This window comes from Sphingobacterium puteale (genome assembly GCF_003627955.1).
Lineage (GTDB): Bacteria > Bacteroidota > Bacteroidia > Sphingobacteriales > Sphingobacteriaceae > Sphingobacterium > Sphingobacterium puteale.
In genome coordinates, this window is sequence record NZ_RBWS01000004.1 from 265,258 (window position 1) to 285,839 (window position 20,582).

The window sequence follows — 20,582 nt, forward strand, 5'->3', positions numbered from 1 at the left end:
CATAGATATTTTTTATTACATTGCGACCGCATTAACAAAATATATATATACTTAAAATTGAGACAAGCATGTGTGGAATTGTAGGATACACAGGTTACCGTCAGGCGTATGGTATCGTCATTGACGGATTGAAAAAATTAGAATACCGCGGTTATGACAGTGCAGGAGTCGCACTACACAAAGGTGAACATGTTGATGTTTACAAAAAGACGGGAAAAGTCGTAAATTTGGAAGAATTCGTTTACGGTCAGGACCTTCAGTCAACAACAGGAATGGGGCATACCCGATGGGCCACTCATGGTGAGCCTTCGGACCGAAATGCGCATCCACATTACTCAAACAGTGGACGCATCGCAATGATTCATAACGGTATCATTGAAAATTATGCATCTTTAAAATCAGAATTAATTAATAAAGGTTATCATTTTAAAAGTGATACGGATACAGAAGTACTCGTTAACTTTATCGAAGAAATCCAATTACAGAATGAGTGTCCTCTGGAAGAGGCCATTCGCATTGCTTTAAAAAGAGTCGTCGGTGCATATGTGATTCTCGTCTTAGAAGCTGGTCACCCAGATCGGATTATTGCAGCCAGAAAGGGGAGCCCGCTGGTCATCGGAATAGGTAAAAACGAACACTTTCTAGGGTCAGACGCTTCGCCAATGTTGGCCTATACCAAAGAGGTTGTTTATATCAATGACTACGAACTGGCGATTATAACGCCAGAAGAGCTGATTCTAAAAAATTTGGGGAATGAACGTATCACCCCGTATATCCAAAAGCTGGATCTGGAGTTATCGGCTATTGAAAAGGGTGGCTACGACCATTTTATGCTCAAAGAAATTTTTGAACAGCCGGATACCATCTACGATTCGATGCGTGGTCGTCTGGATCTGCAGGCGAAACAGATTATTCTTAGTGGAATCGAGAAGTATGCGAATGAGATCAGCAACACCAATCGGATTGTGATTGTGGCATGTGGTACAAGCTGGCATGCCGGATTAATTGCAGAATATGTCATAGAAGAATTATGCCGCATCAACGTTGAAGTGGAATATGCGTCTGAATTCCGTTACCGTAATCCAGTGATCCATCCCGGAGATGTTATTTTGGCCATTTCACAAAGCGGGGAGACTGCGGATACCTTGGTTGCGTTGGAGAATGCAAAAAAACAGGGCGCTATAATTTTGGGCGTAGTGAATGTGGTAGGCTCATCCATTGCACGTCTTTCAGATGCAGGCGCTTATACGCATGCGGGGCCTGAAATCGGCGTGGCAAGTACAAAAGCATTTACGGCGCAGCTGACTGTCCTCAACCTGATCGCATTAAAAATTGCGGCGTTAAAAGGAACGATTTCCGACGAGCGTTTTCTGAAACTGTCGGAAGAATTGCATGAGGTTCCCGGGAAAGTACAGTGGATTTTGGATACGCAAATCGAAAAGATTCAACAAATAGCAAAAAAATATAAAGACGCGAGGGATTTCTTGTTTCTTGGCAGAGGGTATAATTTCCCGGTTGCCCTGGAAGGTGCGCTAAAGCTAAAAGAGATCTCTTATATTCATGCCGAAGGTTATCCGGCGGCGGAGATGAAACATGGCCCTATTGCTTTGGTCGATGAAAACTTGCCCGTTGTTTTCGTCGCCACCAAAGATGCTTATCATGAAAAAATTGTTTCCAATATCCAGGAGATAAAGGCCAGGAAAGGGAAGATTATTTCCGTAGTTACCAGAGGTGATGCCGTTTCCGAAAATCTGTCGGATGATTTTATGGAAATTCCAGAGGCAGATGAGGTTATTGCTCCTTTAATCTCCGTTGTTCCTTTGCAGTTATTGTCTTATTATATTGGTGTGGAGTTAGGCTTAGACGTTGACAAACCTCGTAATCTCGCCAAATCTGTCACAGTAGAATAGGAGGCGCATGAGTGTATTGAAGAAAATACCTTTGGAGCATTTGGGATATGATTTTATCCCAAATGAATTTCTCCATGAAGGGCAGGATGAGTACACCCTGCGTTTTCAGCAGAATCCACGTAATGATTACCGTGATCTCACGTCAATTGAGGTTCAGGAACTTATTGCTAATGGTAATTGGTCGAGTGATTGGTCCAAGGTGAAGGTTTCGGCGATCTTTGATCCCAAGCAGGTTCAGGGATGCAAATTTTACGGCTTGGTACGTATCGGAAATTTAAGCCCTAGTTACCTCGAATATCGAAATCTGCAGCTTCCCATCGGTTTATATCATTCGACCATTATCAGCTCGGATTTTGGCGATGATGTAGCTGTACATCATATAGGTTATTTATCCTATTTTATTGTGGGGAATGAAGTGCTGTTAAGTCAGATCAAGGAGATGGAAACTGGTAGCACGGCTAAATTCGGAAATGGTATTCTGCGGGATGGTGAAGAATCCGATAAACGCATCCAATTGGAGCTTTGCAATGAAAATGGAGCACGCTCCGTTTATCCTTTCGACGGCATGCAGGCCGCTGATGTTTACCTGTGGACGCGAAATCGCCATGATCGTATGCTACAGCACCGTTTTGAAGAGCTGACGGACCAGAAATTTGGTACTCAACGTGGTTATTATAGTCAGATAGGGGATCGTTGTGTCATTAAAAATACATTCACAATCAAAAATGTGAAGATTGGTACCGATGCTTATATTAAAGGAGTAAGCAAGCTGAAAAATGTGACCGTCAATTCTTCCCGGGAATCCTATACGCAAATTGGTGAGGGCTGTGAGCTGGTCAATGGTATCATTGGTTACGGTTGCCGTATATTCTACGGGGTAAAGGCAGTACGTTTTATTTTGGCCTCTTACTCCCAGCTGAAATATGGTGCACGGTTGATCAATTCTTATCTCGGCGATAATTCGACGATATCCTGTTGTGAAGTACTTAATTCTCTGATTTTTCCGGCGCATGAGCAACATCATAATAATTCTTTTCTGTGTGCAGCATTGGTCATGGGGCAAAGCAACATGGCTGCCGGAGCGACAGTGGGGTCAAACCACAATTCCAGAGCTGCTGACGGTGAGATTATTGCAGGACGTGGCTTTTGGCCGGGACTCTGTGTCAGTTTAAAACACAACTCTAGGTTTGCATCCTATTGTCTCATTGTCAAAGGAGATTTTCTACACGAATTGGACATTAGATTGCCTTTCACGCTGGTGAGCAATGATGTGCAGCGTGATCAGCTCGTATTGATTCCTGGCTATTGGTTTATGTACAATATGTACGCATTGGTGCGTAACGCCAATAAATATGAAGCCAGGGATAACAGACATTTCAAAAACCAATATTTTGAATACGATATGTTGGCACCGGATACGGTGAATGAAATGTTCGAAGGAATGGATATATTGGCCTTGGCTGTTGCAGATAGCCTTCACACTGGAGCAGGTAAGGATACGCAAGAGCGTATTATTGCCGGTCGGGCGTTGCTCGCCAACAATATGGATCTGAAAAATCAGACCATCGTGCTGCAAGGAGCTGAGAATTCCCGAAGACCTACTGTCATTCAGAAAGTTGGCGAAGCCTATCATTTGTATCGCTCGTTTATTAAGTATTACGGTGTGCTGCATCTGATGGATGCACTTGAAGACGGACTTTCGCTGCAGGATATCATTAAATCTTTAGCGGATAAGGCGCGTACCAGCTGGCAAAATATAGGTGGACAGCTGATAGAAAGTAACGCGTTGCAAACTTTTCTGGACGATATTAAATCTAAAAAAATAGATTCTTGGGATGAAGTCCACGAATTCTATCATGATAAGAGTAAAGATTACCCCCTAGATAAACGTGAACATGCACTCTTATCTTTAATCGAAGTCTTAAATTTGGAAGGTATGGTTTTATCAACAGATAAAATTGTATCTTTGTTGGATCAGGCGCTCGGACACCGGATCTGGATTGGTGAACAGATTTATAAATCACGCGCGAAAGACTACAAAAATCCGTTCAAAAACATGGTCTATGCCAATGATGAAGAACGTGATATTGTGGTAGGGAAGCTGGAGGAGAACTCCTTTATCAATCAACAACAAAAAGAATTAGAGACATTTAAGATAAGGGTTGCAAATTTGAAAGGGCAATTTTAAAAGAAAGGCTTCCGCTCGGAGGCCTTTTCTGTAATCTTTAATATCTGTTTTTTTAATCGGGCGTCAAATAATGAATTGACCTGTCAAAAACTGCTGGAGCTGAATAAATTTATCCTGCATCATGTATTTTATCCAATGGTTTACGTTTATTCTCTTTGATATGCTTAAAATGACTAGGAGTCAGTCCGGTAACCTTTTTGAATTGATTGCTTAAATAAGCAACGCTGGAATAGTTCAACTGATAGGCGATTTCGCTTAGTGTCAATTCATCATAGACCAAAAGTTCCTTCACGTATTCAATCTTTTGGCTAATGAAATATTTTTCGATTGTCATGCCTTCAACATCCGAGAATAAATTCGAAATATAATTATAATCATGGTAAATCTGATTACTTATTATTTCCGATAAATTAAGATTGGTATTGTTATGTTGGTTGCGGATTAAGTCCAGGACCAAATGCTTGACCTGCTCAATCAATACCGTTCTTTTGTCATCGATGAGTTCAAAACCAAGGGCGGAGAAGCTTTCGGCTAGCTGAGCCGATTGTTCCCGGTCTAATGTCTCTTCAATTTCGACCTGTCCTAAAGAAATATGTTTAATATGAAGATTAAGCTTGGCCAATTCGTTTTCGACGACCATGATGCATCTATTGCATACCATATTCTTTATTGCGAGTTTCATTCGATTATTTTTAATACAAGTTACAAATCCAAATCCAAACCCAAAAATCGCAAATTAATCGGACATTTCTGTTGTAAGATTTAGGTGATATGTTGTAGCATTTTGGTGCTTTCTGCGGAGCTATCCATACAGTTTGTCTAGCCGTTGGAACTGACGTGCTGATCAACGCTAGGGATTAATCACAATAGGGGTACCAATGGGGACGGCCTGGTAAAGTTCATCGATTTCTGTGTTGGTTAACGCCATGCAGCCGAGTGTCCAGTCTGTCCAACGTTGTAATTTCCCGATAAAGCCCATTCCATTTCTTAAGCCATGGATTTTGATGTCACCACCCGCAGTTTTGCCCAAAGATCTGGCATAGACGATATTTTGATCATTCGGATAGGAAATCCCTAGGTTCTTGTGGTATCCACTGTACTGATTTTTATCGTTGATATAATATAATCCTTCCGGTGTCTTTAAGTCACCTTCAATTTTTTTAGCACCAATCGGTTCTCCGCCCAGCGATATTTGGTAGGATTTGAGCAATTTGCCTTGCGCATAAACTGATAGGGTTCGTTTGGATTTATAGACCACAAGTTTGTCGACCACCGCATTTTTTGGTAAGCGGGGTTCAGGATAAAGGTTATAGGCGGTAACCCCAAGAATCAATAGGAGGAATACGACAGCAACGATTTTTAGCCAGTTGCGGCAATTTCTATTTCGTTTCATAAGAATCGCTGATATCTAAATGGGACGGTTAGTATACGTGGAAAACCCAGATTTACATCAATAGCCCTAGCGAGTTGCTCATAGAGCAACTCGCTAGGGCTATTTAAATTCAGTGATCTATTAAAATTCACGGTCGACATCCTTGTCTCCACGGCCAGATAGGTTAACTATAGCAAGTTTGTTTTTATCTTTCAATAGTTTGACGGCTAGGGCAACAGCATGTGAAGACTCGATTGCCGGGATGATTCCTTCTAATTTGGAAAGCAATTTATAGGCGGCGATTGCTTCGTCGTCCGTAATAGGATAATAGTTGGCTCGATTGCTGTCCTTTAAAGCGGCATGCTGAGGCGATATGCCCGGATAATCCAGTCCAGCAGATACGGATGTGGATGGGATCGGATTGCCTGTATCGTCAACGAGGCAGTAGGAATAGGTACCTTGAAATACAGTCGGTTTACCAAACGACAGGGTAGCGGCTGTCTTAGGGTAAGTACCTGATCCACCGCCTTCACCGCCATTGATTTCAACATCTTGATCATCCAGAAAACCTGAAAATAACCCAATGGCATTTGATCCACCGCCCACACAGGCAAAGATACTGTCCGGAAGACGCCCCTCCTGTTCAAGAATTTGTTGTCGGGCTTCTTTGCCGATCACACTCTGAAAATAGCCCACCATTTTAGGATAGGGATGCGGTCCGACATGTGAACCAAGAAGATAATAAGATGTTGGATTTTCGACATAATACATCAAGGCGGCGTCAACAGCATCTTTAAGTGTTCGGCTTCCTAGATTTGTTGTGACAACCTCAGCCCCCAGCAACTCCATCCGTTTCACATTCAAGGCCTGGCGGGCGGCATCAATTTCGCCCATAAATACCTTGCATGGAATATTTAAGAGAGCAGCGGCGGTCGCGGTTGCAACTCCATGCTGACCAGCTCCGGTTTCGGCAATAATTTCCGTAGCGCCCATTTGTTTTGCCAACAGGATCTGACCGATACAATTGTTGATTTTGTGTGAACCGGTATGATTCAGGTCTTCCCGCTTTAAGTAGATTCTAGATCCTACATATTCACTCAGGTTCTTTGCAAAATACAAAGGTGAGGGGCGTCCCACATAATGTTTGAGGATGGAGATGAATTCTTTTTGGAATTCTTCTTTCTGAACATGGCTATCAAAAAATTCGGCTAATTTATTTAACTGATTTTCCAGAACAGGTGGGATATATGACCCGCCATACTCGCCATATTTACCATTGTATTGAAGCATGTTTTCGTTGGCTTCGACAGATGCGCACTTTTCTAGACTCATTTTAGGCTTAAGTTTCTTGTTGTAAAATTTTGCTTATTAAAGAAGGCTAAATATAATAATCTTTGGAGTCTTTGGAAAAAAACAAGCTAATTTTGTTTATGGAGTCCGTGTTTTAGGTCCGAGTCGATGATTATTTGGGTCATATTCGAGGCTGATTCGGGCCTGAATCGCGTCTGAAAGCAGGTCTGACTAATATTATAGTGTGGTGAATTCGTGCTGAATCCGGGTTTTACTCGGACTCACCACGGACTCACCGCGGACTCATGTCGGATTCATGGTGACCCAGATGCGACCCCGTTTCGGAACAGGCGGCTACCGCGGTCGGACCGAAGCCGAAGCATAACGATAAAAAAAGGCATCTTTTGTAAGAAAGATGCCAGCTATATATTGACGTTGCGAACTGTCTCAGATCTCTGTGTATTTTAAGCTTTTGGTTTTCGGAAAATAAAATAGAGACCGACCAAAATAAAAGGTATACTCAAAAGCTGTCCCATATTGAGCAACATGCTTTGTTCAAAGGCTTCTTGATCAATTTTAAAATGTTCCAACACCATCCGCGCACCAAATAATAAAACCATAAAAATACCGAACAATTTTCCTTTTTGACGATTCGGGTTCGATTTGAATAAGAAGCCGATAATAATAAAGATGATAATATAGGCGATGGCCTCATAGAGCTGGCCCGGATGGCGGGGGATATTGTCATGACGCTCAAAAATTATTGCCCAGGGCATATCCGTAGGTGTGCCCACCATTTCCGAATTGAAAAAATTACCAATCCGGATCAATGCGCCGGCGATAGGTACCACCACAACCAATCGGTCCGCTAACCATAAAAAGTCAGTCTTTGTCTTGCGGCAGAAGAGGTAGAGTGCGACAAGGATACCAATGGCTCCACCATGGGAGGCCAATCCTGCAAAACCGGTCACCTGGAATCCGTTTTTATCCCATTTGAAAGGGAGGAAAATTTCGAGGATATGGTCTTTATAATAGTCAAAATCGTAGAACAGGCAATGACCAAGTCGTGCGCCGATCAGTGTGCCGAGGAAGATATAGATGGAGAGCTGATCCAGTTGCTCTTGCGTGCGGCCTTCTTTTTTGAAAATGCGCAACATAATAACATAGGACACAAAGAATGCGAGGAGCCAACATAGGGCGTAATAGCGTAGGGCAAATGCGCCAAAGTTGAACATCTCGGGATCTACGTTCCAATGTATTGCACTTAGTATTGAATTCATATTTTTTATGTCTGTTTAAATTACTAAGGTAAAGATAAGGTTTAATCTTATTTTTCAATAAAATGAAAGTGAAATGTAAAAGGAATATTCCAAAAAACATTTTTACTTTTGCATTTCATTGAAATTTTCATATTTTGACGAAAGTAAATAGAAAAGGAAAAGATGGCTGAAAAGAATAAGAAAAAAGAACCGAAAACGACAGCAGTTGTAACAAAAGATTCGCTTTCATTTTTTGAGAAATATATAAACAATGCATCACCCACAGGTTTTGAATGGGACGGTCAGCGCTTATGGCTGGATTATCTGAAACCTTATGTGGACGAAACATTCGTGGATAACTATGGTACCGCAGTTGGTGTTATCAACCCCAAAGCGAGCTATAAAGTAGTGATCGAAGCACATGCTGATGAAATCTCCTGGTTTGTCAATTACATTACAAAAGATGGATTGATCTATGTGGTGCGGAATGGTGGTTCGGATCATCAGATTGCGCCTTCCAAGCGGGTAAACATTCATACCGAAAAAGGGATCGTAAAGGCGGTATTTGGCTGGCCTGCCATTCATACTCGTTCGGGCGAGAAAGAAGAAAATCCTTCCCTAAAAAATATATTTTTGGATTGTGGCTGCAGTTCCAAAGAGGAAGTGGAGGCTTTGGGGGTGCACGTTGGCTGTGTGATTACCTACGAGGATACCTTTTCGATCCTGAACGACCGTTATTATATCGGACGTGCCCTGGACAACCGTGCCGGTGGCTTTATGATTGCTGAGGTCGCTCGTCTGCTGAAAGAGAATAAAAAGAAATTGCCGTTTGGATTATATATCGTAAATTCGGTGCAGGAAGAGATCGGTTTGCGCGGTGCTGAAATGATTGCAGATCGCATTAAGCCGAATGTTGCCATTGTGACTGATGTGACGCATGATACCCAAACGCCAATGATCAATAAGATCACTCAAGGAGATTTATTCTCCGGAAAAGGACCGGTATTGTCTTATGCTCCGGCGGTTCAGGTCAACTTGAATAAGCTGTTGGTGAAAGTCGCCGAGGAAAATAATATCCCGTTCCAACGTCAGGCATGTTCACGTTATACAGGAACAGATACTGACGCTTTTGCTTATAGCAATGGCGGCGTGCCTTCAGCGTTGATTTCTTTGCCGTTGCGGTATATGCATACAACGGTTGAAATGGTGCACAAAGAGGATGTCGACAATGTGATCCGGTTGATCTATCATACGTTGTTGAATATCGAGGATGGACAGGACTTTAGAACATTTACAAAATAGAATTTAGGATTATATTAACTTATCATTTAGAATTATTATGGAAAATAACCAAAATCAAAACGAATTGAGCATCGAGTTGACAGAAGAAGTAGCAGAAGGAATCTACTCAAATCTTGCGATTATCACTCACTCTAATACAGAATTTGTGGTTGACTTTATCCGTGTGATGCCAGGAGTGCCAAAAGCAAAAGTGAAATCAAGAATCGTTTTGACTCCGGAGCACGCAAAACGCTTGTTAGGTGCATTGGTTGATAACGTGAATCGTTTCGAAGCTCTGAACGGTCCGATTAAAATGGATGTAGGTGTTGCCGAACAACCTCAACAAGGTGGCGACCCAACTGTAGCATTTCCTTTCGGAACTCCTCAAGGTCAAGCATAGTCAATAGTATAATCTATCGATAATTAAGGTGCCAATAAAACAATTGGCGCCTTTTTTTGTCTCCATTTGTGGTTGCTGGGCTACGCTGGTATTTGGGCTTGGGCCCGACTTTTGCTATTTTTAGATAAACTTATTTCAAAAGGAGATTTATATGGATATTCAAGTGCGCAACTTGACAAAGAAGGATTATGTTGATTTGAAAAAATCAATGGAACAAGCTTATGATGGTGTAGGGGATACCTGGTCAAAGGAAAATATTCAGGATCTGATCGAGATATTTCCCGAAGGACAATTGTGCGTGGAGATCGATGGGCATGTGGTTGCCTGTGCGCTATCCATTATCCTCAATTCCAAAAAGAACAACATCTATGATAGTTATTATGATATTATTGATGACGGTAAATTCAGCAAACATAGCGATGACGGAGATACGTTGTATGGTATCGAAGTATTCGTCCATCCAGAACATCGTGCATTGCGATTGGGCCGGCGCCTCTATGATGCACGTAAGGAGCTGTGCGAGCAGATGAACTTAAAATGTATCGTTGCCGGCGGACGGATTCCCAATTACCATAATTATGCGGACAAGATGAGTCCGAGAGTCTATATTGAGAAGGTAAAACGCAAAGAGATTTATGATCCGACATTGACGTTTCAGCTTTCCAATGACTTTCATGTCAAAAAGGTGCTGAAACATTATCTCCCGGAAGATGCCGAGTCGATGGAATTTGCTACTTTGCTGGAATGGAATAATATTTATTACGAATCGGAAACCCGGTCGATCTCAACGACCAAACAGACGATCCGTCTGGGATTGGTGCAGTGGCAGATGCGTTTATTCGATAATATCGAAGCGTTTTATGACCAGATCGAATTCTTTGTGGATACGGTAAGCGACTACGGAACAGACTTTATTATGTTTCCCGAGTTTTTTAACACACCATTAATGAGTCCATATAACGATCTTCCCGAGCGATTGGCAATGGAAAGGCTGGCCCGGCATACTTCCGAAATTATTGATCGGATCCAGCAATTTGCGGTTTCCTATAATGTGAATATTATTGCTGGCTCTATGCCGCTGATGGAAAATAAGAAACTCTATAATGTTTCTTACCTATGCCATCGTAATGGTAAGCTGGATGAGTTCAAGAAAATTCATATTACGCCAAATGAATTTAAATACTATGGTATGGTAGGTGGAAGTGAGGTGAAGGTATTTGATACAGATTGTGGTAAGGTCGGCCTACTGATTTGTTATGATGTGGAGTTTCCGGAATTGAGCCGTATTTTGGCTGACCAGGGCATGCAGATTTTATTTGTGCCTTTTATGACCGATACCCAAAATGGTTATATTCGGGTCAGGACCTGTGCACAGGCCCGTGCCATCGAAAACGAATGTTATGTGGCCATAGCAGGGTCTGTTGGCAACTTGCCACGTGTCAACAACATGGATATCCAATATTCGCAATCCGCAGTCTTTACGCCGTCGGATTTTGCGTTTCCGAATAATGCCATCAAGGCTGAGGCCACACCCAATGCGGAGATGGTGCTGATTGCTGATGTGGATCTCTACGCCCTTCGCGACCTGCATGAATATGGTACGGTAAAAGTCAAAAAAGACCGACGTAAAGACTTATATGAGGTAAAACTTTTGAAATAATTGCGCTGTATTTTTGAAGCGCTTCAAAATATGCTTAGCTTTAGTTATATTCTTTAATCTAATAAAGTATGATACAAAAAGTCAAATGGGGGACGCTCTCGATCGTCTTAATGATGCTGTCATGTCAGTCCAATAAAAGTAAGGAGAGTCCACAGGAAGTCAGAACCAATTTTTTTGATGTTTCTGGCATGGATACCACGGTCAATCCTGGCGACAACTTCTTCCAATATGCGAATGGTGCATGGATGAAAAATACCCAGATACCGGCTTCCGAAACGGGCTGGGGCTCATTTTATATTCTAGCAGATGAAAACCTGCAGAAATTAAAAACAGTATTGGAAAATGCTGCTCAGTCCAACGCCAAGAAGGGATCGGACCAACAGAAAGCAGGTGATTTTTACGCGAGCGGTATGGATACTGTGGCGATTGACAAGCTGGGAGCCAAGCCAATAGAAGGGACTATTCAAAAAATCAATGCATTAAAAAATGTTGATGAATTGATCGCCTATGCGGCTGATGGATTCAAAGAAGGGGATGGAGACCTTTTTAGTTTCTATGTAGCAGCCGATGATCGGATCAGCACTAAAAATGCGCTTCAGTTTTTTCAGGGTGGCCTGAACCTACCTGAGGCTAGCTATTATCTGGATCAGGACGATAAAGCCAAAAAGATTCGGGAAGCTTATGTAGCCTATTTGGTTAAATTGTTCGGGTTGATTGGTGAGGGAGCAACTGCACAGAAATCTGCGGAAGAGGTACTCAAATTGGAGACGGAAATCGCGAAATCCCATTTAACACCCGTTGAATTGCGGGATCCGATCAAAAACTATAATAAGTTTGCCGTTCAGGATTTTCAGAAACAAACCCCAAATTTGAATTGGAAAGATATTCTTGGGCGATTGGAGGTGAAAACTGATACAATTTTGGTACAGCAACCTAAGTTCTACCTCGCCTTAAATAATTTGTTGAAATCACAGCCTGTAGATATTTGGAAAACAAAACTAAAGGCTGATTTGGCTAATGCTTCGGCAACTGCGCTAAGCAAGGAATTTCGAGATGCTAAGTTTGAATTATTCGGCAAGACGCTGAATGGGCAGAAACAACAAAAAGAGCGTTGGAAATTAATGGTGAGCTCAGCAGATGAAAACCTGGGCGAAATCGTGGGTAAGCTTTATGTGGATGACTACTTTAAACCGGAAGCAAAGCAACGCATGATGGAACTGGTCGATAATTTACAAAAAGTCTACAAGACCAGAATCGAGAAATTAGACTGGATGACACCGGAAACCAAGAAAAAAGCGATCGGAAAATTAGAAGCTTTTGTCAAGAAAATCGGTTATCCAGAAAAATGGAAAGATTATAGCGATGTAGAAGTTGCAAAAGATACGTATTACGCCAATTTGCAATCTTCGGCTAAGCATGCCTATAAGGAGATGGTTGCTAAAATAAACAAGCCTGTCGACAAGAAGGAATGGCTGATGACCACACCGACTGTAAACGCTTATTATAATCCTCCGTACAATGAGATTGTATTTCCGGCGGGCATCCTACAGTTTCCATTCTTTGATGCCAATGCGGACGATGCGATCAATTATGGCGCGATTGGTGCTGTCATAGGTCATGAGATGACGCATGGTTTTGATGATCAGGGGCGGCAATATGACAAAGACGGTAACTTAAACGACTGGTGGACAGCAGTGGATGCCAAGCAGTTTACCGAACGAGCCAATCAGGTCGCAAAATTGTATGGAAGCTTCACTTTATTGGATAATCAACATGTCAATGGAGAACTGACCTTAGGAGAGAATCTGGCCGATATTGGTGGTTTGAACATCGCTTACGATGCGTTTAAATTGACCAAACAAGGACAGGGAAGCGAGAAGATTGACGGGTTCACACCTGATCAACGTTTCTTTTTAAGTTTTGCGCAGGTCTGGCGGGTGAAGAGCAGCGACGAGCGTATGCGTTTACGTTTGAAGGTTGACCCACACAGCCCTGAGCAGTTCCGTGTAAATGGTCCCGTCTATAATATGGAGGCATTTTATAAGGCATTTAATGTACAGCCTACGGCTAAAATGTATGTCGCGCCAGAAAAAAGAGTTTTAGTTTGGTAAGGGCTTAATCCTTGCTATTCTGTTATTTCGATTGCGCGATAGCGCAAAGGCTGAAAATAATTGAAGGGAAAAAGATAGATTTATCTTTGAATTATGAGAAAAACTAATTACTTTTGCCCTTCATTTAATAACACATTTAATTAATTAACAATGTACGCAATAGTAAATATAGCAGGACAGCAATTTAAGGTTGCAAAAGACCAGTTCCTTTTTGTACACCGTTTACAAGGAGATGAAGGCGCTAGTATTGAATTTGACAATGTATTGTTAGCAGAAGACGGTGGTAAATTTACCATTGGTACACCTAGCGTTGCTGGTGCAAAAGTTTCGGCTAAAATTTTGTCTCATTTAAAAGGCGATAAAGTTATCGTTTTCAAGAAAAAACGTCGTAAAGGCTACAAAAAGAAAAACGGTCACCGTCAACAATTTTCTAAAATCCAGATCACTGGTATTACGTTATAATTGAATTTTTAATCAGACATTAGTCTTAAATTAAGATAAAGAAATGGCACACAAAAAAGGTGCGGGTAGTTCTAAGAACGGCCGTGAGTCACATAGCAAGCGTTTAGGTATCAAAATCTTCGGTGGTCAACAAGCAATCGCAGGTAACATCATCGTACGCCAACGCGGTACACAACACAATCCTGACACGAATGTTGGTATTGGTAAAGACCACACATTGTTCGCTTTAGTAGACGGTAAAGTAGTTTTCCGTAAAAAAGCTAACAATAAATCTTATGTATCTGTAGTTCCTACAGAACAAGCATAAGGTTTGCAACAATATTTGAAGAAGGCATCAAGCAATTGATGCCTTTTTTTATGTATGTCCCTTTTATTGTTTAATTTTTTTAAACAGCTGCAAAGATTTTGTTAAAAATCTGCAGCGTTTCATCTGCCTGGGTACGAGCTGCTTGCTGAGCCGTGCCAGCTGTAACTATGGTGTTTGTTTATAAATTATCCGCTTAACTCCTGCGATGAATTGTTATTTTCTGTTAAATGTAACTGCTTTGGTACAATTTTTATAAAGGATATGTGTTTTTTAAGCATGCTTGCCCTCTGGGGTTAAGCGCTGGTGCATATATAATGAGGATATTCCATATGGCCATTAAAATACAAAATGCGAAGCATTCATGGATACATTGAATGCTCATACAACTGAATAATTACTTATATATGAAATACAACAAGTTTGGATATGGCCTGTGCGTTGGATTATTTGCCTGTTCATTATATTCCTGTAGTTCGATCTATATGCCCAATGTGCCTTCGGCACCTATGTTTACGGAAGCTGGTGAGGTTTATATTTCCGGCAATATAAACACAAAGGCAAACGTTTCTGCAAATCTGGGAGTAGCCGTGACCGATCATGTCGCTGTCATTGCCAATGGATCTTATTTGGACAATAAATCCAATACGAAAGACTATGCACAGAAAATGGGGGAAGCAGGGATCGGGTACTATACGCGTTTTGGCCGAAAAAATAATCGTGTATTTGAAGTGTATGGCGGATATGGGCTAGGAACCACGAGTGTAGTTGATAAAAGATCTTCAACCATGGGGCAGGCTATTGTCGAGACACAGGATATGGATTTTGACAAAGTGTTTGTGCAAGTGAACTTTTCATCGGAAAAGAAAGACGCTCTGAAATTGTTCGGAAATAAACATGATATTGACTATGGGACGATTATCAGACTGAGCAATATGCGTATGAAGAACTTCGCTATTGATGGTTTTGCCGTAGCGAAAGAAGATAACATGCTGATTGAACCCATATTTTATACACGGATGGGGCTTGGGAAAGGGTGGAAGTTGCAGTATACGAATGGAATGGTTTTTGGCTTTAAAAGTAATACATATTTAAAAGCGGGTTACCCATTGTTTACACTGGGAGTTTTGTATAAATTTGGAGGAAAATAGCGGCTATGAGCAAGAAAATTTTATTTGGATGTTTGGTCTTTTTGGTTTTATTCATTTCCGGATGTGGTGTGAACCGACAAAAGGCACAGATCGAGAACTTGGCGAAATGTAAGTTTGATGTAGAATCTGTAGACAGTATTCGATTGGCAGGAACATCATTGCAGCGTCTGATAAAAAATAATCAGATTGATCTGGGGGCAGCACCCAGTTTGGCTTTGGCCTATTTACGAAAAGATATTCCATTGGATGCGGTTATTCGTCTTAAAATTGATAACCCAACCTTGAAGAAGGCGTCAATCAATAAGTTTCAGTATATCATCCTGTATGGCGGTCAACAGCTTGTCGAAGGAATTGTCAATCAATCCTTACAAATTGAACCCGGGGGATCAACGATGGCCAATGTGCGTATTGCGACCAATATTTATGATCTGTTAGTAAATTCTGACCTGCAAAATTTTTTAATGTCCAGTGATGAGAATAAAAAGGGAATATTTACGTTAAAAATTAAACCTTCAATCAATATTGCTGGCCAATCGGTATTCTATCCTGGATATATTACCATAGACAAGGCGGTGAGCCGAAAAATCCTGCTATAAAGGATACGGATCAGTAAAGAGATAAAAAGGTTTTCCATGCGCATGGAAAACCTTTTTTGTTGAAGATTTTTTAATGCACTGTGCTCGGCATAAAGAGCGACAGGTCAATTTGCTAAACCGTTATTATAAAATGGTTATTCGGTTAATAATTAAACTGTAATAAAAAAGTTATAGTGCCAAAGTGTAAAGTATACACCTTATTTTATATTTTAGTCTTTAAATAGAAACCTAAATATGTTAAAAAGATTCTTAATTCCTGTTTTACTGTTTGCTGGAGTACATGCCATTGCTCAAAACAAGTTGGATTCTTATGAGCAGACCATTGCGGGAACCAATCTTTCGTTTAAAATGGTAGCTATCCCGGGCGGAAGCTTTAAAATGGGATCTATATCTGGCGGTAAGGAAGATGAAAAGCCAGCGCACGAGGTTAAGCTCGACCCTTTTTGGATGGGACAGTATGAAGTAACCTGGGACTTGTTTGAACCCTTTTTGTACAAAGATTATGAAATTGCGAAAAGTAAGGATGGTAAGGTTGCTCCGGAAATAGACGCCGTAACCCGCCCTACGAAGCCCTATCTTGACATGACATTTGGTTTTGGTAAAGAGGGGCATCCCGCACTTGCTATGACCCACTATAATGCGATTCAATTCTGCAAGTGGTTATATGTTCGTACTGGGGTGTTTTATCGTCTTCCTACGGAGGCAGAGTGGGAATATGCGGCTCGTGGTGGTGCGAAGACGGCTTATTTTTTCGGCGACAACGATACGCAATTAGGAGAATATGCCTGGTTTAAGGATAATGCTGACCAAAAAACGCATGTGGTAGGAGAGAAAAAGCCAAATCCTTGGGGCCTTTACGATATCTATGGAAATGTGGGGGAATGGACCTACGACCAATATAAGGCTGATAGCTATGCAGAAGGTAAGGATAAGGTATTGATTAATCCTGTTGTTGTTCCTACGACATTGTATCCCAATGTTGTCCGAGGTGGTGCATTTGACAGTGCCGCTGCTGATCTGCGCTCGGCTGCCCGTGGTGCATCGGATCCTATATGGAAACAATTGGACCCGCAGGTCCCCAAAAGTAATTGGTGGTTCCCCGAGGCCCCCTTCGTTGGTATGCGTTTAGTTAGACCGGTAAATCCCCCTAGTCATGAAGAGATTATGGCTTATTATGATAAAAAACCAATTAAAGATTTTTAAAAAAATAAAATAATCAATATAAAACTATTATGGAAAATCTAGAAAGAAGAGATTTTATTAAAACTTCTGCCATGGTTGCTGGCGGCGCCATGTTAAGTTCGCTGCCTTTATCTGGAGCCTATGCTGCTGGTTCCGATGTGATCAAAGTAGCTTTAGTAGGCTGTGGAGGTAGGGGGACAGGGGCTACATTTGATGCGCTAAGTTCGGGAGCGAACATCAAAGTTGTTGCTTTGGCTGATGCATTTAAAGATAATTTAGATAGTACATATAATACCCTTAAGGAAAAATGGCAAGATAAAATTGACGTCAGCGACAACCATAAATTTGTAGGTTTTGACGCCTATAAAGAGGCAATCAAATTGGCAGATGTGGTTATTCTGGCTACGCCCCCGGGATTTAGGCCAGCACATTTTGAAGAAGCAATCCGTCAGGGAAAACATGTTTTCATGGAAAAACCTGTTGCTGTGGATATTCCCGGAGTGCAACAAGTTATCCGTGCTGCCGCTGAAGCAAAACGCAAAAAATTGAATGTTGTCGTAGGTTTGCAACGTCGTTATCAAACGAATTACCGTGAGGCCATTAAACGTATTCACGATGGTGCAATCGGTGATGTAACTTCGGGACAGGTGTATTGGAATTCAGGTGGGGTATGGGTACGCCCACGTAAGCCTGAGCAAACAGAAATGGAGTATCAAATGCGCAATTGGTACTATTTCAACTGGTTATGCGGTGACCATATTGTTGAACAGCACGTACACAATATTGATATTGCAAACTGGGTGAAAGGTTCTTATCCGGTATCTATCCAGGGAACTGGAAGCAGGGCGCACCGTACAGGCAAAGAATATGGTGAGATCTACGATAATTTTGCGCTGGAATTAACCTATGCGGACAACAGTGTGGTATATAGCCAATGTAGACATTTTGAAGGAATACAAAATCGTGTTGATGAGCAGTTTCAGGCAACAAAAGGCCGTGTATACCTTTCTGCCGGTGGACAAGCCATATTGTATGATTGGAAAGGTAAAGAAATCTATCGTCATGATGCGAAAGGTAACCCTAACCCTTATCAACAGGAACATAAAGAACTTTTCGCAGCAATTGCTAACGGAGAGTATAAGTTTGACAATGCGGAGTACGGTGCCTACAGTACTTTAACTGGTATCATTGGCCGTATTGCTTGTTATACAGGTAAGGTCATCAAATGGGATGAGGCATTGAAATCAACGATCAAATTAGGTCCGGATGTCTTGGCTTGGGATGCAAAACCGAAGTTATTGCCGGATACCGAAGGTTTTTATGCTGTAGCTAATCCTGGTCAAAATACCAACCTTTATATTTAACAGCTGTGCGGCAATGGGGCTAAAGAGGGAAATCTGCTGTATATTCTTTTTTATGATTGGGTTGCTTGCTGCGCAGGCACAAACTGGTTCAAAAGAGTTAAATAGGATTCGCCTGGAAGGCCCCGCGCAGGGCACACAATTTCACATCACTTATTTCGCGCCGGATAGTGTTGTCAAGCGGTCGGAAGTTGATAGCATCTTGAGAATCATTGATCTATCCATGTCGGTCTATCGCAAGGATTCAAAGATATCGCTGTTCAACCAGGATACGGTACAACATATCGAAATGGATAAGCATATGGTGCATGTCATCGCCGCTTCATTCCGATACAACAAACTATCTAAAGGCCAATTCGATATTACCATTGCCCCATTGGTCAACCTTTGGGGCTTCGGTGTAAAAAAAAGCCCGGTTGCACCCGATTCGGCGACCGTCTATCAGGCAAAGCAATTTGTCGGTATGCATAACCTCAAGGTCAGGGGCAATCAGCTGATCAAGAAAAAACCGGGTGTTAAAATTGACGTCAATGGTATCGCACAGGGCTATACGGTGGATGTGCTGGCAGATTATCTAAAATATAAAGGACTGTCTGATTACATGGTGGAAGTTGGGGGTGAAATCCGAGTTTCGGGAACAGCTCCCGGGCAACAGGGCTTTTCAATCGGTATTGTACAACCCGATGGAAGTAAACAGGAAGAGACTATGACGGCCGTTGTGCAGCTCCGGTCCGGGGCGTTAACTACGGCCGGTAGTTTTGAGAAGTTTATTAAATATAAAGATAAAAGACTGGGACACCACATAGACCCCATTTCAGGGTTTCCCTATACGACCAGCATCTTAAGTGTTACGGTGTACGCCGGAACAGCCATAGATGCCGATGCCCTGGACAATTACTTTATGAGCATGGAACCCACTGAAATTATTGCTAAAGCCAAAAAGCTGAAAGATGTGGAAGTTTTTGTTATCTACAAAAATAAAAACCAGTCCATTCAGACGATTTATTCGGATGGATTTGGTAAATTATTTAAAAATTAATCAACTATAAACAAAATGAAAAGATCTGATTTTATTAAAAGTGGCCTTTTGGCTGCTGGAGCCGGATTATCTGGGCACACATTTGCCTCAACAAATCAAAATGCAACCAATATGATGGATAAAGGAAAGACATTTAATCTAAATTATGCACCCCATCAAGGGATGTTCAAGAATCATGCAGGGGACAATTTTCTTGACGAAATTCGTTACATGTATGATTTGGGATTTCGTGGAATTGAAGACAATGGCTATCTCGGCCGGACATTAGATGAGCAAAAGAAAATAGGTGAACTACTGGCCAAATTGGGGATGACCATGGGTGTATTTGTGGTTGATGGCGGCCAAAACTGGATGCCTTCCTTGGCGACAGGAAAACAGGAGTTTTTGGATAAATTTGTCGAAACATGCCATAAGTCTGTCGAAGCAGCCAAACGCTGTAACGCAAAATGGCTTACGGTAGTGCCCGGATTCTACGAACGTAGACTTCCTTGGGGAAACCAATTCGCCAATATTCTTACCGCGATGCGTAAAGGAGCGGAGATCTTTGAACCCCATGGACTAGTGATGGTGCTTGAAACCTTAAGTGATACCCCGGAGTTATTTTTGCAACAGACACACGAAACCTATGCTTTGTGTAAAGCCGTGAATAGCCCTTCTTGTAAAATCTTGTATGATATCTATCACATGCAACGTACCGAGGGCGATTTAATCGCAAACATAAACCGTTGCTGGGATGAAATCGCTTATATACAGATCGGGGATAATCCAGGCCGTAAAGAGCCAACTACGGGCGAAATTAATTATAAAAATGTATTTAAACACATTCATAGTAAGGGATATAGGGGCGTAATGGGGATGGAGCATGGTAATTCTAAGCCCGGCAAAGAGGGCGAGGACAGATTGGTGGCCGCATACCGCGAAGTAGATAGCTTTTTGTAATATTTTAATAGTGTACTATTGACAATTAGATTTAATTTCTTAAATTGAGCAGGTAAAACCAATTAGTAGTATTGTAA

18 protein-coding genes are annotated in these 20,582 nt (G+C 41.7%); 14 read left to right on the forward strand and 4 right to left on the reverse strand.

All coding sequences use genetic code 11. The features are described from left to right. Nucleotides 1–68: 68 nt before the first annotated feature. A complete protein-coding gene (glmS, locus tag D7322_RS05155) occupies nt 69–1,910 on the forward strand; it encodes a glutamine--fructose-6-phosphate transaminase (isomerizing) (RefSeq protein ID WP_121121913.1) in 1,842 nt (613 codons plus the stop codon). A 7-nt stretch (nt 1,911–1,917) separates the two neighbouring features. Next, nucleotides 1,918–4,098 (forward strand): DUF4954 family protein, encoded by a 2,181-nt coding sequence (locus D7322_RS05160; protein ID WP_121121915.1) that lies wholly within the window; start codon nt 1,918–1,920, stop codon nt 4,096–4,098. A 109-nt stretch (nt 4,099–4,207) separates the two neighbouring features. On the opposite strand, the gene D7322_RS05165 is transcribed toward D7322_RS05160, so the two are convergent. The 4 genes from D7322_RS05165 to lgt form a co-directional block, all read right to left on the reverse strand. Further along, nucleotides 4,208–4,780 carry a helix-turn-helix domain-containing protein gene (locus tag D7322_RS05165; RefSeq protein ID WP_121121917.1) on the reverse strand — a complete coding sequence of 191 codons (573 nt, stop codon included), beginning with the start codon at nt 4,778–4,780 and terminating at the stop codon, nt 4,208–4,210. A gap of 168 nt (nt 4,781–4,948) precedes the next feature. After that, nucleotides 4,949–5,491, reverse strand: a complete 543-nt coding sequence (locus D7322_RS05170; RefSeq protein ID WP_121121919.1) for a L,D-transpeptidase family protein — start codon at nt 5,489–5,491, stop codon at nt 4,949–4,951. Nucleotides 5,492–5,611: 120 nt separating this feature from the next. Continuing rightward, complete coding sequence (gene trpB, locus D7322_RS05175) at nt 5,612–6,802, reverse strand: tryptophan synthase subunit beta (protein WP_220700021.1); 1,191 nt, start codon at nt 6,800–6,802, stop codon at nt 5,612–5,614. 422 nt (nt 6,803–7,224) lie between these two features. Further along, the gene (gene lgt / locus D7322_RS05180; RefSeq protein WP_121121921.1) at nt 7,225–8,040 is read right to left on the reverse strand and encodes a prolipoprotein diacylglyceryl transferase; all 816 of its coding nucleotides are present in this window, start codon (nt 8,038–8,040) and stop codon (nt 7,225–7,227) included. A gap of 162 nt (nt 8,041–8,202) precedes the next feature. Here lgt and D7322_RS05185 point away from each other — a divergent pair, with 162 nt between their 5' ends. The 12 genes from D7322_RS05185 (at nt 8,203) to D7322_RS05240 (ending at nt 20,505) form a co-directional block, all read left to right on the forward strand. Continuing rightward, nucleotides 8,203–9,321, forward strand: coding sequence for a M42 family metallopeptidase (locus D7322_RS05185; protein WP_121121923.1), 1,119 nt, complete (start codon nt 8,203–8,205; stop codon nt 9,319–9,321). Nucleotides 9,322–9,358: 37 nt separating this feature from the next. Further along, on the forward strand, nt 9,359–9,700 hold the full coding sequence (locus tag D7322_RS05190; RefSeq protein WP_104382326.1) for a DUF3467 domain-containing protein: 342 nt from the start codon (nt 9,359–9,361) through the stop codon (nt 9,698–9,700). Between the two features lie 151 nt (nt 9,701–9,851). Then, a complete protein-coding gene (locus tag D7322_RS05195) occupies nt 9,852–11,360 on the forward strand; it encodes a carbon-nitrogen hydrolase family protein (RefSeq protein WP_121121925.1) in 1,509 nt (502 codons plus the stop codon). A 68-nt stretch (nt 11,361–11,428) separates the two neighbouring features. Further along, the gene (locus D7322_RS05200; RefSeq protein WP_121121927.1) at nt 11,429–13,471 is read left to right on the forward strand and encodes a M13 family metallopeptidase; all 2,043 of its coding nucleotides are present in this window, start codon (nt 11,429–11,431) and stop codon (nt 13,469–13,471) included. A 150-nt stretch (nt 13,472–13,621) separates the two neighbouring features. Beyond that, nucleotides 13,622–13,933 (forward strand): 50S ribosomal protein L21, encoded by a 312-nt coding sequence (rplU, locus tag D7322_RS05205; RefSeq protein ID WP_028068281.1) that lies wholly within the window; start codon nt 13,622–13,624, stop codon nt 13,931–13,933. A gap of 43 nt (nt 13,934–13,976) precedes the next feature. Then, complete coding sequence (rpmA, locus tag D7322_RS05210) at nt 13,977–14,240, forward strand: 50S ribosomal protein L27 (RefSeq protein WP_046672918.1); 264 nt, start codon at nt 13,977–13,979, stop codon at nt 14,238–14,240. A gap of 404 nt (nt 14,241–14,644) precedes the next feature. Continuing rightward, a complete protein-coding gene (locus D7322_RS05215; protein ID WP_121121929.1) occupies nt 14,645–15,388 on the forward strand; it encodes a hypothetical protein in 744 nt (247 codons plus the stop codon). A 5-nt stretch (nt 15,389–15,393) separates the two neighbouring features. Continuing rightward, nucleotides 15,394–15,984 (forward strand): hypothetical protein, encoded by a 591-nt coding sequence (locus tag D7322_RS05220; protein WP_121121931.1) that lies wholly within the window; start codon nt 15,394–15,396, stop codon nt 15,982–15,984. A gap of 234 nt (nt 15,985–16,218) precedes the next feature. Beyond that, nucleotides 16,219–17,187, forward strand: coding sequence for a formylglycine-generating enzyme family protein (locus D7322_RS05225; protein ID WP_121121933.1), 969 nt, complete (start codon nt 16,219–16,221; stop codon nt 17,185–17,187). A 29-nt stretch (nt 17,188–17,216) separates the two neighbouring features. Beyond that, nucleotides 17,217–18,530 carry a Gfo/Idh/MocA family oxidoreductase gene (locus D7322_RS05230; RefSeq protein WP_108632002.1) on the forward strand — a complete coding sequence of 438 codons (1,314 nt, stop codon included), beginning with the start codon at nt 17,217–17,219 and terminating at the stop codon, nt 18,528–18,530. Nucleotides 18,531–18,582: 52 nt separating this feature from the next. Further along, nucleotides 18,583–19,566, forward strand: coding sequence for an FAD:protein FMN transferase (locus D7322_RS05235; protein ID WP_183078605.1), 984 nt, complete (start codon nt 18,583–18,585; stop codon nt 19,564–19,566). A 15-nt stretch (nt 19,567–19,581) separates the two neighbouring features. Next, nucleotides 19,582–20,505, forward strand: coding sequence for a hydroxypyruvate isomerase family protein (locus tag D7322_RS05240; RefSeq protein WP_121121937.1), 924 nt, complete (start codon nt 19,582–19,584; stop codon nt 20,503–20,505). The last annotated feature ends 77 nt before the right edge of the window (nt 20,506–20,582 follow it).

Coding starts and splice junctions, on each gene's coding strand:
- glmS (WP_121121913.1), top strand. CDS start 69: ATGTGTGGAATTGTAGGATACACAGGTTACCGTCAGGCGTATGGTATC.
- D7322_RS05160 (WP_121121915.1), top strand. CDS start 1,918: ATGAGTGTATTGAAGAAAATACCTTTGGAGCATTTGGGATATGATTTT.
- D7322_RS05165 (WP_121121917.1), bottom strand. CDS start 4,780: ATGAAACTCGCAATAAAGAATATGGTATGCAATAGATGCATCATGGTC.
- D7322_RS05170 (WP_121121919.1), bottom strand. CDS start 5,491: ATGAAACGAAATAGAAATTGCCGCAACTGGCTAAAAATCGTTGCTGTC.
- trpB (WP_220700021.1), bottom strand. CDS start 6,802: ATGAGTCTAGAAAAGTGCGCATCTGTCGAAGCCAACGAAAACATGCTT.
- lgt (WP_121121921.1), bottom strand. CDS start 8,040: ATGAATTCAATACTAAGTGCAATACATTGGAACGTAGATCCCGAGATG.
- D7322_RS05185 (WP_121121923.1), top strand. CDS start 8,203: ATGGCTGAAAAGAATAAGAAAAAAGAACCGAAAACGACAGCAGTTGTA.
- D7322_RS05190 (WP_104382326.1), top strand. CDS start 9,359: ATGGAAAATAACCAAAATCAAAACGAATTGAGCATCGAGTTGACAGAA.
- D7322_RS05195 (WP_121121925.1), top strand. CDS start 9,852: ATGGATATTCAAGTGCGCAACTTGACAAAGAAGGATTATGTTGATTTG.
- D7322_RS05200 (WP_121121927.1), top strand. CDS start 11,429: ATGATACAAAAAGTCAAATGGGGGACGCTCTCGATCGTCTTAATGATG.
- rplU (WP_028068281.1), top strand. CDS start 13,622: ATGTACGCAATAGTAAATATAGCAGGACAGCAATTTAAGGTTGCAAAA.
- rpmA (WP_046672918.1), top strand. CDS start 13,977: ATGGCACACAAAAAAGGTGCGGGTAGTTCTAAGAACGGCCGTGAGTCA.
- D7322_RS05215 (WP_121121929.1), top strand. CDS start 14,645: ATGAAATACAACAAGTTTGGATATGGCCTGTGCGTTGGATTATTTGCC.
- D7322_RS05220 (WP_121121931.1), top strand. CDS start 15,394: ATGAGCAAGAAAATTTTATTTGGATGTTTGGTCTTTTTGGTTTTATTC.
- D7322_RS05225 (WP_121121933.1), top strand. CDS start 16,219: ATGTTAAAAAGATTCTTAATTCCTGTTTTACTGTTTGCTGGAGTACAT.
- D7322_RS05230 (WP_108632002.1), top strand. CDS start 17,217: ATGGAAAATCTAGAAAGAAGAGATTTTATTAAAACTTCTGCCATGGTT.
- D7322_RS05235 (WP_183078605.1), top strand. CDS start 18,583: ATGATTGGGTTGCTTGCTGCGCAGGCACAAACTGGTTCAAAAGAGTTA.
- D7322_RS05240 (WP_121121937.1), top strand. CDS start 19,582: ATGAAAAGATCTGATTTTATTAAAAGTGGCCTTTTGGCTGCTGGAGCC.